The organism is Pseudomonadota bacterium, from assembly GCA_030860485.1.
Classification (GTDB): domain Bacteria; phylum Pseudomonadota; class Gammaproteobacteria; order JACCXJ01; family JACCXJ01; genus JACCXJ01.
Window position 1 is genome coordinate 1 of the sequence record JALZID010000101.1, and the last position, 11,464, is coordinate 11,464.

General features: G+C 62.6%; 12 protein-coding genes and 3 pseudogenes. 6 read left to right on the forward strand and 9 right to left on the reverse strand.

The features are described from left to right. From M3461_05945 to mtnC, 3 genes and pseudogenes are all read left to right on the forward strand, one after another. Positions 1 to 277, forward strand: a 277-nt coding sequence (locus M3461_05945) for a hypothetical protein (GenBank protein MDQ3773925.1), incomplete at its 5' end; no start/stop codon positions are given. Between the two features lie 379 nt (positions 278 to 656). Beyond that, positions 657 to 1,578: pseudogene (locus M3461_05950) on the forward strand (M28 family metallopeptidase). Between the two features lie 101 nt (positions 1,579 to 1,679). Further along, positions 1,680 to 2,042: pseudogene (gene mtnC, locus M3461_05955) on the forward strand (acireductone synthase). Between the two features lie 31 nt (positions 2,043 to 2,073). On the opposite strand, the gene M3461_05960 reads toward mtnC, so the two are convergent. Both M3461_05960 and M3461_05965 read right to left on the reverse strand, forming a co-directional pair. Beyond that, positions 2,074 to 3,468, reverse strand: coding sequence for a lipase maturation factor family protein (locus M3461_05960; protein ID MDQ3773926.1), 1,395 nt, complete (start codon positions 3,466 to 3,468; stop codon positions 2,074 to 2,076). A gap of 424 nt (positions 3,469 to 3,892) precedes the next feature. Beyond that, entirely contained in the window at positions 3,893 to 4,783 is an 891-nt protein-coding gene (locus tag M3461_05965; GenBank protein MDQ3773927.1) for a DMT family transporter, read from the reverse strand. A 213-nt stretch (positions 4,784 to 4,996) separates the two neighbouring features. On the opposite strand from M3461_05965, the gene M3461_05970 reads away from it, so the two are divergent. Beyond that, positions 4,997 to 5,614 carry a histidine phosphatase family protein gene (locus tag M3461_05970; protein ID MDQ3773928.1) on the forward strand — a complete coding sequence of 206 codons (618 nt, stop codon included), beginning with the start codon at positions 4,997 to 4,999 and terminating at the stop codon, positions 5,612 to 5,614. Positions 5,615 to 5,741: 127 nt separating this feature from the next. On the opposite strand, the gene M3461_05975 is transcribed toward M3461_05970, so the two are convergent. From M3461_05975 to M3461_06000, 6 genes and pseudogenes are all read right to left on the reverse strand, one after another. After that, on the reverse strand, positions 5,742 to 6,149 hold the full coding sequence (locus tag M3461_05975) for a VOC family protein (GenBank protein ID MDQ3773929.1): 408 nt from the start codon (positions 6,147 to 6,149) through the stop codon (positions 5,742 to 5,744). A 32-nt stretch (positions 6,150 to 6,181) separates the two neighbouring features. Then, positions 6,182 to 6,709 (reverse strand): SRPBCC family protein, encoded by a 528-nt coding sequence (locus M3461_05980; protein MDQ3773930.1) that lies wholly within the window; start codon positions 6,707 to 6,709, stop codon positions 6,182 to 6,184. A gap of 83 nt (positions 6,710 to 6,792) precedes the next feature. After that, complete coding sequence (locus M3461_05985; GenBank protein MDQ3773931.1) at positions 6,793 to 7,524, reverse strand: DUF899 domain-containing protein; 732 nt, start codon at positions 7,522 to 7,524, stop codon at positions 6,793 to 6,795. Positions 7,525 to 7,638: 114 nt separating this feature from the next. Continuing rightward, the gene (locus M3461_05990; protein ID MDQ3773932.1) at positions 7,639 to 8,010 is read right to left on the reverse strand and encodes a YciI family protein; all 372 of its coding nucleotides are present in this window, start codon (positions 8,008 to 8,010) and stop codon (positions 7,639 to 7,641) included. A 92-nt stretch (positions 8,011 to 8,102) separates the two neighbouring features. Next, positions 8,103 to 8,405: pseudogene (locus tag M3461_05995) on the reverse strand (YciI family protein). Between the two features lie 274 nt (positions 8,406 to 8,679). Then, positions 8,680 to 8,808 (reverse strand): hypothetical protein, encoded by a 129-nt coding sequence (locus M3461_06000; protein MDQ3773933.1) that lies wholly within the window; start codon positions 8,806 to 8,808, stop codon positions 8,680 to 8,682. Positions 8,809 to 9,067: 259 nt separating this feature from the next. Here M3461_06000 and mug point away from each other — a divergent pair, with 259 nt between their 5' ends. Further along, on the forward strand, positions 9,068 to 9,568 hold the full coding sequence (mug, locus tag M3461_06005; protein MDQ3773934.1) for a G/U mismatch-specific DNA glycosylase: 501 nt from the start codon (positions 9,068 to 9,070) through the stop codon (positions 9,566 to 9,568). After that, complete coding sequence (locus M3461_06010) at positions 9,552 to 10,520, forward strand: DUF72 domain-containing protein (GenBank protein MDQ3773935.1); 969 nt, start codon at positions 9,552 to 9,554, stop codon at positions 10,518 to 10,520. The genes mug and M3461_06010 overlap by 17 nt, the downstream gene beginning before the upstream one ends. A gap of 83 nt (positions 10,521 to 10,603) precedes the next feature. Here the strand turns inward: M3461_06010 and M3461_06015 are convergent. Then, positions 10,604 to 11,464, reverse strand: an 861-nt coding sequence (locus M3461_06015) for a phosphoribosylformylglycinamidine synthase subunit PurQ (GenBank protein MDQ3773936.1), incomplete at its 5' end; no start/stop codon positions are given.

The window sequence follows — 11,464 nt, forward strand, 5'->3', positions numbered from 1 at the left end:
AATCCAGAGCTACCCCTACAACGGCTCGGCGATCCTCTACTGGGACATCGGACCGGTGCGCCCCGATCCGGGCAATCCGAGCGTGACGATCGGCGTGCCGCCGCCGCCGATCGAGAACCTGCCCAACCGCGGCGGCGAGGACCCGCACGGCGCCCCGCGAGGAGCGCCCGGCGGGCTCCAGCAGGTGTCCGATTTCCTCTCTCCGACCGGCGCGGTCACCGACGTCTGCGGCCGCCCCTCGCCCTGCTACGCGGGCGGCTGGACCGGCCCTCCGTAGCCCGGAGGGCCGCCTCGTTGATACGAAGGCAGGGCGTAGCGGAGGCAATAGCGGAGACAGAGCGACACCGACCCGAGCGACAGCGGCTCCGGCCGCACGGAACCGAGCGTATAAAGCTGGGGGCAGAGAAGCAGGCGGCCCGCCTGGGGCAACGGGAGGCGAACGAGAAGGCGCTCCCGCGTAGCGCCGAAACGGTCGTGCCCTGCCGGTACGTGCAGGTACCTACGTTGTGGGCGCTTGAAAACCACGGCCCCCACCACGGGCTCAGTCGATTATCATCACACCCGCGAGAGCTTCCCTCTGCGGCCTCGATAAGGGACCTGCATCCGCCGTGCGATTAGGAATACCATTGCTGTTCCTCTCTGCTTTCCAGTTACCCATGGAAGAGCATGATCCCCCCTTGGCCCTCGGCCGTCCGCAACTGGAGGACTCGTCGCTCGTAGAAGCGGAACGGCTTCGCGACCATGTCCAAGCGCTCGCGGGGCAGATCGGTGAGCGCAATGTTTTTCATCCCGAAGCGTTGCAGGCCGCTGCGGACTACATCAGGAGGCAGTGGGGCGCACAGGATTACCCGGTCAGCACTCAAGGTTATGAGGTCGAGGGAGTGCCCTGCGAGAACCTCGAGGTCAACCGCGGGGGTCGCGGCAGACCCGGCGAGATCATCCTCATCGGCGCCCATTATGACTCGGTCCGGGGAAGCCCTGGCGCCAACGATAACGCCAGCGGGGTCGCGGCGTTGCTGGAGCTGAGCCGCCTGTTTGCCGCGCTCTGAGCCCGACCGCACCGTGCGCTTCGTGGCGTTCGTCAATGAGGAGCCGCCGTTCTTTTATCGGCGGCAGATGGGCAGCATGGTCTACGCCAAAGCAGCCCGTGAGCGGGGCGAGGATATCCGGCTCATGATGTCGCTGGAGATGCTCGGCTCCTACAGCGATCTGCCCGGAAGCCAACGTTATCCGCCCCTATTTCGATACTTCTATCCGGACCGCGGTAACTTCATCGCCTTCGTCTCCAACTTCGGCTTGCGGGCGATGCTGAAGCAAGCAGTGGCCGCGTTCCAGGCGGCTTCGGATTTTCCGGTCGAGCATGTGGCGACGTTCTCGTTCGTTCCGGGCGTCTCGTGGAGCGATCATCAGTCGTTCTGGCGACAAGGCTATCCGGCCCTCATGGTGACCGACCCCGCCTTTTACCGCTATGCCTATTACCACACCGCGCGGGACACCCCCGAGAAGCTCAACTACGCAGCCATGGCCAAGGTCGTCCAAGGGCTATTCAAGGCGATAGCGACGCTCGCCATGGACTAAACGCGCCGGTTCACGCTGCTACGGCGCTCGGACTCTTCGAAACGTTGTCGGGCCGTGCGGGGCTGAGCTTACTTCTCGGGATCTCTCCGCTTGGATCCCGAGTGCAGGAGATGATCTGGCGCGACGGTTACCAGCAGGGGGCGTAAACCGCCCACGTCTATGACGATGCGGCCGCCAAGCTGCGCGCCTGGCACGCGGCCGGCCATCCGCTGCACGTCTACTCGTCCGGCTCGGTGGCGGCGCAAAAGTTGTTCTTTGGCCACAGCACCGCCGGCGACCTGAGTCCGATGTTCTCCGGCTGGTTCGACCCCGAGACCGGGGCCAAGCGCGAGGCGGCCAGCTACCGGCGGATCGCCGGCACCATCGGCCGTGCTCCGGCCGACATCCTGTTCCTCTCCGACTTGGTCGACGAGCTCGACGCCGCCCGCGAGGCCGGCCTGGCCACCGTGCTCGTCGATCGCCGCGCGATGTTAATAGGAACGGGGTGGCGCAAACTTATTCGGTCTCATCGCCTTTTGATAATTGTATCGCTGCATAATAAGTGCCGAGGAGCTCACGCCGCCACCATGCGCCCTTTCGATGTGCTTCGGGGCTCGCAAAACGATACTCATATAGCAGTGCACGGACAAACCGAGGCGGTGCATTGGGAAACGGATTGCTCCCGAGTAATCCGCCTACAATAGGCGTGTTTTGTAGCAGACGTACGAGCAGATTGGTAAACCATGGATTCTCATTCGCGGTAGAGAGCGCGGCAAACCACATCTGCCAATCGAGCCGCGGCTGGTGTGGGATGTTCCACGGTGGCCGGCGGCCGGTATTTCCCGGTTTGTATCGGAAGGCATATTCGCTCCAGGTGTCACCGTCTTGCGAGCCTTCAATGACGATCTCGGGACGTGTCGTTGTCATGTTCGCAAACAATCCGTAGGAATTGACGATGGCCAACGGGGCGAACCACTCGAGCGCCGCGGTCACGGGGTCTGGAAGAGGGCGGCGCCCAAGTTGCAGGAACATTACGCTGACGCTGAGAAAGAGGATGAGGGCCACCAGGCTACTGAGTACAACGCGTTCGAAGAACACGTGTCGGCACAGTACCGAGGTCGCGATCGACGTCCGGTACCGACTCGGCAGGATGCTGCGGAGTGCCTGGTCGTCGAACAGCAATACACACAAGCTCATGGCCAAGAGGTTGAAAAAATTATAGTTGCCCGTCAGGATGATACCCAGCTCGAAAACCAGGATGATCCAGGCCGCCAGCATCCGTGGCCGGCGGGCCACAAAGAACAGGAAAGGCACCGCGAGCTCTATGACGAGGACCGCAAATGTGCAGGCGTGTTGAAACCACGCAGGCAACTGATGAGCGTACCAGGCAATCGATGTTGGGAGCGGCTGAGTCTCGTAGTGGTAGTCCAGTGCCGTGAAGGATGCCCAGGTTGGATCGCCGCTCAAGAGCTTTACCCAGCCCGAACCGAACACGAAACGGAAGAGCAACCAGCGAAACAGCCAGACCACGAGCACGGAACGCGACGGCAGGAAGACCGCGAGAAAGCCGGTTTCCAGCAGCAAAGTGTCCCACTGGAAGTGCATGAAATCCTGACCTGCGTAAAACAGCGATAAGTACAGCACGTAGCAAAGGAGAAGCAGCGGGGATGTCCAGCGCCCCCCAATCAGACTTGCTGACGCGAGTGCGCCCAGAATGCAAGCAGTAACGAGCGCCGTGTCGCTGCTACTGAACCAGAATAGGGTTGGGACCTGCCAATAGGCGCGAGTGCCGAGATGGGTGAGAGCGGCATCGAGATACCCGGAGACCGGCAGGATGCCTTCGCTTCCCACTAGCCCCCTGATTTGTGCCGCCAGGGACACGAATGCAGCGATGTAGATGAGCGCGAGCAATCGCAGAAAGTGGGCACATGACAGTGTGTGCCTCTCCGGCACGCGTTCCGGCCCCCAAAGCCAGAGGCTAGCCCGCATTGCGGCTTCCCGGCGCCGCGACACAAGCGTGTAGGCAAGCTCCGCGGCCGGGGCATACCCGGGAACATGACGATATAACCATAACCACAACGGATTCCCGCCTGGCATAGCGAGTATGCGAAAAGCCGCCTCGGCGCCGAATGCGCGTTCGCCGTCAACGCCGACAAACACGATCTGCCTCTGGAAGCGCCCGAGCGGAATGTCGGGAAACTCGGCAGCAACCTCCTGATAGGCCTTGGCCTCAAAACCATCCTGGGTCAGATGTAACCAATAGGACACCCAATAGCTGCAAAAGCCGCAAAGACCGTCAAAGATGAGTAACGGGCGCATCAGGTGTTGTCAGATTTCATTGCTGGGGTCGCAGCATCGCCAGCCGGCACAGGACGATCCCGGCGAGCACGACGGCGCCACCGACCGCCTGCTGGACGCCAAAGGGCTCGGCCAGCAGCACCCAGGCAAACACCGCGGCGGCCACCGGCTGCACTAGCAGGCTCACGGAGGAAAATGCCGCCGGCAGATGCGCCAGTGCCCAGGCGATGAGCCCCTGCCCGCCGATGTGCGAGACCAATGCCAGTCCCAGCAGCACGGCCCACCCGGAACGCGATGTGGGCCACATGGGCTCACCCAAGAGCCACACGATCGGCAGCAACGCTACCGCGCAGGCCAGCGTCGTCCACCACATTACTTCAAAGGTCGAATGACGCTTGCGCAAGCGCGACACGCCCAGCAGATACCCGGAATAAAACACCGAGGCAATGACGCCGTAAATATCTCCCAGCAGGGTTTTATGGCTGATGGTGAGACTGTCGGCCATCAGCACCGCGGCGCCGGACAGGGCCAGAATCAAACCGACTAGAAATCCCCACGTCACGCGCTCGTCGTACAGGAAGAATGAAGCGGCGGTGATGAAAATGGGCGCGAGATTGGCCAGCAGGGTGGCGTTGGCGACGGAGGTGTGAAGGATGGACTGGTGCCACACCGCCAGGTCGCCGGCGAAGAAAGCGCCGCCCAGCCACAGCCACCGCAGCGCGGCCGGTTCCTCCTCCGAGGCTGGATCCCAGCGGCGCGGAAACCACAGCGCAAACAGGAACGGCAGCGACAGCGCCACGCGCCAGAACGCGGCGGCGGTGTAGCCCACGTCCACCAGGCGCACGAAGATCGGCGCAAAGCCAATGCACACCGCACCGGCAATCAAACCCGCCAGAGCCTCGCGGTCGGCGTGAGGCGCGGTGCTCAAGACGGGGATTTATTTAGGCCTCTGTAAGCGTGCACCGCCCGCAGCCCCTCACCCTGTCTTCTCCCCGAGGGCCCGGAGGGAGAGGGAGAAAAGGCAATGCCTGTCTCGGAAGGACAGGGACCTTGGAGAGGTATCCGAAATTTCACAGGTGTGGTCAGGTATATGATACCGTGCGTGTGGGTCTGGACCGGCGCGCGGGGCCACCACGATACCATGGACCAGCCATCGAAGGGGCGGCGGCTCCTCATCATGCGGCATGCCAAGTCCGACAGGGGGACGCCGGGCGAGCCCGACTTCGACCGGCCGCTGGCCAAACGCGGCCAGCGCGATGCCCTGCGCATGGGCGAGTGGTTGCGCGCCCAGGGCCTCGTCCAGGACCTGGTGCTCGCCTCACCCGCGCGCCGGGCGCGCGAGACGGCCTCGAAGGTATGCAAGGTGCTCGACATCGAGAAACAGGCCATCCAGTGGGAGCCGCGCATCTACGACGCGACGCGCGCCGATCTGATCGAGGTGCTGGCCGACTGCCCGGCGGACCGACGGCTCGTGCTCCTCGTCGGCCACAACCCCGGTCTCGAGGAGCTGCTCGAATACCTGTCCGGGGCAGCGGTACACTGCCCGGGGGTGAGAAGACCCTGCCGACCGCGGCCGTCGCCTGCGTGCGTCTCAAGGCGGCCTGGCGTAAGCTCACGGCCGGATCGGGGAGGGTCGAGCAGTGGATGTATCCCAAGGGCTTGGGGACGCCTAGCCCCCGTCCTACCACGCAGGAAAGCGAACGGCGCCGATCGACGCCCAAAAAGCATGGCTGATGCAACCGCCCGCAACTCTCCCTGACGTTCGACGCGGCGGCAGGCGCGAGTTGCGCCGCAATGCGCTGGGTCTACGAGACCTGCCTTCACGTTCTTCTTCGGGACCGGCAGTATAAGGCCATCAACATAACGAGGCGTGTCAAACCTCTTTTTCAACTTTGCTTGATTGCGCCGGGGTCCATCCACATGACTTCCCAGATGTGGCCGTCCAGGTCCTGGAACCCATGTGCGTACATGAAACCATGGTCTTGCGGTTCATTGTAGGTTGTTCCGCCGGCGGCAACTGCCTTGCGAACCATCTCATCGACTTTTTCCCTGCTCTCGGAAGACAAGCACACAAGCACCTCGGTGCTTTTCGTGGCATCACATATTTCCTTCGGAGTAAAAGTCTTGAACTTGTCGTGAGTCAGCAGCATGACGAAGATGTCCCCGCCTACAATCATACAGGTGGCCGTCTCGTCGGTAAACTGCGGATTAAACCTGAAGCCGAGTTTGGTAAAGAACTCCACAGATTCGTTGAGATTCTTTACCGGCAGGTTCACAAAAATCTTGATAGCCATGTTTTCTCCTTTGATCTGTCTGTGCCCATCGCTTACTTTTCAGTGATGGCCTTCAGGCTGGAGAGGCCGGCCTCAAACTCCTTGCCGATCATGCGGTCCATGTTGAAAAAGAGATGCATGACCTTCGCAAGATAGGGCTGAGGACCGTAGATGGCCCAGGTGACGGTCGTCGAGTCGCCCCCGGGCTCCAGTATGAGCTCGGCGGTGTTGTGGGCCTCGAACGGCTCGATGAAATGCATCGCAAACACCACCTTGGAAGGTGGAGTTGACTCCGTGATCTCCATGCGCCCCTTGCCGATCTCCTTGTTGCCATCCCATTCATACACGGCGCCCGTGCCGCTTGCAGCGCCGCTGTGTGTTCTTTTCATCGCGGGGTCTTTTTTCTCCCAGGGTGACCAGGTGGCATGACTGTGCAGGTCGTTGACGAGGGGAAAGATCTTCTCCGGCGGCGCCTTGATGCTCGCCGAGCGCTGGACACGGAACGTGTCAGGCTTGGTCGCGGCATAAATGAGAAGCGCGACGATCAGAACGACGGCTACGATGGCAATGGTCTTGAACACGGATCTCTCCGGTGCGATGTTCAGTACTGGGTGCGGTCTATTTTTTCGTCGTGGATTCGACAGGGCGATAGGTGGCGGAGCTGTTAGCCGTAGGTTGGCTTCTGCGGCCACCCGGGCCGCGAATCCTCGAAGTCCTCCTGCCGGCCGTAGGGGGTCCTGTCGAGCAGGCTGTAAGCGTCGGTGAGCCCTTCGCAGCCTCGGGCGTAGGTCGAATAGCTGTGAAAGATGTCGTCGTTGACGCGGAAGAAGACGCTCAGGCCGTGAGACTCGCCTGAGGTGAAATAGGTCTCGTGCGTCCGCTGCTCAAGCTCCGCCTTGTCCCGGTAGTTGTACTCGAGAGGGGCGACGGATTCGTCCAGGGTCACGTGGAAGTCGTAGTTGAAAGGACTGCCGTAAGACGAAACCCACGGCAGGTTCCAGCCCTTCTGTGCCTTGTACGCGTCGAGCTTGGCCAGTGGCGCGCGGGAGACCAGCACAAATGTCGTGTCGCGGGCCTGTAGCATCGACAGATCACCCAGGGCGTCCACAAGACCCGTGCAGCCCGGGCAACCCTTGTCCCATTTCGGGTCGAACATAAAGTGGTAGACGATGAGTTGACGGCGGCCCTCGAACAGGTCGAGCAGCCGCGCCTTAGCGCCGGCGCGCTCGAATACGTAGTCCTGGTCGAGGCGAACCATCGGCAGCCTGCGACGTTCCGCGTTGATTGCGTCCAGGTGACGGGTGTGCTCTTTCTCTTTCACAAGGAGCCGTTTGCGCGCGGCGAGCCATTCGTCCCGCGACACGATTTTTGGATGTGGAACATTCGTTTCGGTCATGGTGATCTCTCTCAAGGTTCTTTTGTGGCGTTGTTGCGATCAGGACGACTTGCCGCCGCCAGCGCAATGGATGTCATGCATGCTGGACACATCGAGCTTCGCCTCCGATTGTGATTACCCGTAGCGGCTGTCCTGCCTGAGCTCTTCCTCGATCGGCCGCACCTCGATACTCCCAAGGCGCGCCGACGGCCACCGCGACGCCACCTGGATGGCCTCGTTCAGGTCCCTGGCGTCGATTAGGAAGAACCCGCCCAGCTGCTCCTTGGTCTCGGCGAAGGGGCCGTCGGTCACCGACTGCTTGCCGCTTCGAACCCGCACGGTGGTGGCGGTCTGAACGCTTTGGAGTGCATGCGTGACGATCAAGTGACCGCTCCTGCGCAGGGCCTCGACATAGGCCAGAGTCTCGCTCCTGAGGGCGTCCCACTCGCTCTGGGACAGGGCGTTGAGCTTCTTCTCTTCCTCGTAGGCCAGGCACAGGTACTTCATTGCATGCTCCAGGTCGGTGGTCAGGGTCCGGGTACTGACTAGTCGTTTGGCGGGGCCTCAAATCGACACCCGTCGTTAAGTCCTTGCTTCGCTTAGGCGCGCTTGCGCCGGCCAACTGTCGGCGGCCGCACCTCGACGTTGCCTACTTGCGCCGGCGGGGTCTTCGCGACGAATTGGATGGCTTCATTCAGGTCCTTGGCCTCAATGAGATAAAACCCGGCCAGCTGTCCTGGGTTCCGGCGAAAGGGCCGTCGGTGATGGCGACCTCGCCGTTACGGACCCGCACGGTGGCGGCGGTCTGGACAGGCTGGACGGGCTTCCGGGGTCAGCCAGTGGCCGGTCGTACGCATTCCCTCGTCGTACGCCACGCGCTCCGCTGAGTGCCACACCAGCAATCGGATCGACAGCAACACGCACGAGAGATCACCACCAGCGAAGCCGCAACGACGGCTCCGACGAACAACCAATAGTGTAGCCCGGATGAAGCGAAGCGGGATCCGGGAACAGGGTGGCCGGTTCTTGGGATCCACTGCGCTCCACCCGCTGCAACCACGGCCAGATCTGTTGAAGTCGTTCGGCATACGATTGCTTGCGAAAGAACCCACGCGGTCGCGTGCGTTGCCGGCAAGCCGATCCTTGGCGCTACGTTGCTCATCCCGAACCTGCGGCCTACCCACCCACCGCCGGACGTTCTGGAAGAGACGGAACAAGGGGCCTCCTCGCGCGGCCAGTCGAGGGGTAGCTTGGGGTATGCCGGTGCAGGAAGCAGCGTTCGGGGTCGGCCGTCAAGATCGTCACCCGGCCATCGCCATTGGCCAGGCTCGTGACACCGAGCGGCGAGCCGTTGGGTTCCAGGGATAGGTATCCGTGGCCCGGCCGTGGTGATCGACGTAGCGTCACGGGGCGTCGATCGAGTGCCGCGACGGTTCATGCTCCTTCATCATGCCGGGCAAAGGACCTAAAATGTGGATGCATGAGGAAACAGCGACCTACGTTGATCCCAGAGGCACCGTGGCGGCCGACACCCGCGCAACTGGCGGCAGCCCGCGATCGTTGCATGGTACCGGACGTGATCGACGCCGGACTGCGGGTGCTGTTCGTAGGAATTAACCCAGGCCTTTACTCGGGTGCGATTGGCCATCATTTTGGGCGGCCCGGCAACCGATTCTGGCCGGCACTGTATGCCGGCGGCTTCACTCCGCGCGTTCTGTCGCCGTTCGAGGAAACGCGGTTGCTCGAATTCAGAGTCGGTCTGACCAATCTCGTCAACCGCGCCACGGCGATGGCCGGAGAATTGACGCCCGAGGAGCTTCAGCGTGGGGCTCGGCTGCTCGAGCGTAAGGTGAGACGCTTTGGTCCGAGTTTCGTCGCCTTTCTTGGGCTTACCTCATATCGAACGGCGTTAGCCCGGCCGAAGGCGGTGCTCGGCCTTCAGCCGGAGCTCTTGGCGGCCGCGACGGTCTGGCTGCTGCCCAATCCCAGCGGCATCAACGCCCATCACCAACCGGCGGACTTGGCTCGGCTATTTCGAGCTTTGCGCAATGCGGTTGGCAACTGACGTGCCGCTCAAGTTATCTGTGACACGCGGCAACATTCTGGTTGGCATATCCGGATGGAGTTATGCCCCGTGGCGAGGCAACTTCTTTCCCAACGGCTTGCCGCAGAAGCTAGAACTGGCCTTTGCTGCCCGGCGCTTCGGGGCCCTCGAAGTGAACGGCACATTTTATTCGCTGCAGCGACCGTCAACGTTCACGAGCTGGTACCATCAGGCGCCGCCCGGATTCATCTTTGCCCTCAAGGGTGGGCGGTTTATCACCCACATGCGGAAGCTCCGTGAACCGCTTGCCCCACTCGCCAACTTCTTCGCTTCGGGGCCGTTGTGTCTGCGGGAAAAGCTCGGGCCGATTCTTTGGCAGTTTCCGCCACAGTTTCACTTCAACGCGGACCGCTTCCGGGTCTTTTTTGATCTGCTGCCACGTGACACGATCGAGGTGGCTCGCTTGGCACGAAAGCATGATGATCGGATCAAAGGCCGCGTCTTTCTTGAGGCGGATGTCTGCAGGCCCGTTCGTCACGCGGTCGAGTTTCGCCACGACAGTTTTCTTAACGATCGTTTTCTTTCAATGCTGCGCGATTACGGGATTTCGTTGGTGGTAGCCGACGTGGCCGGCCGCTTTCCAACGGCACACGACGTAACCGCCGACTTCGTGTACGTCCGGCTCCACGGTTCACGCCGTCTGTATGTTAGCGGTTATACACCGCGGGAGATCGAGGCTTGGGCGAGGCGGATCGAGACCTGGCGCGAGGGTGCAGAGCCCGAAGACGTCCGGCGGATCGGCACGCCCAGCCCACGCCAGGCCCGCGGCCGCGATGTCTACGTTTTCTTCGACAATACTGACGTGAAACTTCGCGCCCCGATTGACGCCCGCCGGATGGCCGACCGTCTCGGCGTCGGATCAGGAGAATCGAACAGAGCCACGCTGCGGCAGCTTGGTGTGAAATCAGCTTAGTATCGCAAATAAGAAATGACCACCCCAACCCTTATACAACGCTTGGGCCCAGATTCACAGGGCGGAATCAGGGACATCACGGCCTACCCCACCCACCGCCGGGCGTTCTGGAAGAGACGGAACCACGGGCCGTCCTCGTGCGGCCAGTCGCCGGGTAGCCAGGAGTATTGCCGGCGCAGGAAGCAGCGCTCGGGGTGCGGCATCAGGATCGTCACCCGGCCATCGGCATTGGTCAGGCCCGTGATGCCGAGCGGCGAGCCGTTGGGGTTCCGGGGATAGCTATCCGTGGGCCGGCCATGGTGATCGACGTAGCGGATCGTTACGAGCCCTCGCTCGAGTGCCGCCTCGGCGCCCCGCGGATCGGAGAACGCCGCGCGGCCCTCACCGTGGGCGACGACGATGGGGAGCTTCGACCCCGCCATCCCCGCAAACAGCACCGAGGGCGAGGGGAGGACCTCGACCATGACGAGACGGGCTTCGAACTGCTCCGAGGTGTTGCGGGCGAAGCGCGGCCAGCCTGCGGCACCGGGGATCAGCTCGGTCAACTGTGAGAGCATCTGGCAGCCGTTGCAGACACCGAGGACGAAGCCGTCCGTGCGCCCCAGGAAGCGCGCGAACGCCTCTCGGGCGCGCTCGTGGTAGAGGATGGACTTGGCCCAGCCGCTGCCGGCCCCGAGCACATCGCCGTAAGAGAAGCCACCGCAGGCAGCGAGGCCGCGGAAGACCAAGAGATCGACGCGGCCCTCGATGACATCGCTCATGTGTACGTCCACCGACTCGAAACCGGCGCGCTCGAAGGCCGCGGCCATCTCGATATGACCGTTCACGCCCTGCTCGCGGAGGATCGCGACCAGAGGCCGCGCCAGGCCGGTGATGGCTGGTGCGCCCTGGTTCTCGCCGCGGTCGTAACCGTAGGGGCGGACCCCCGTGTCCGCCCCCGCCCC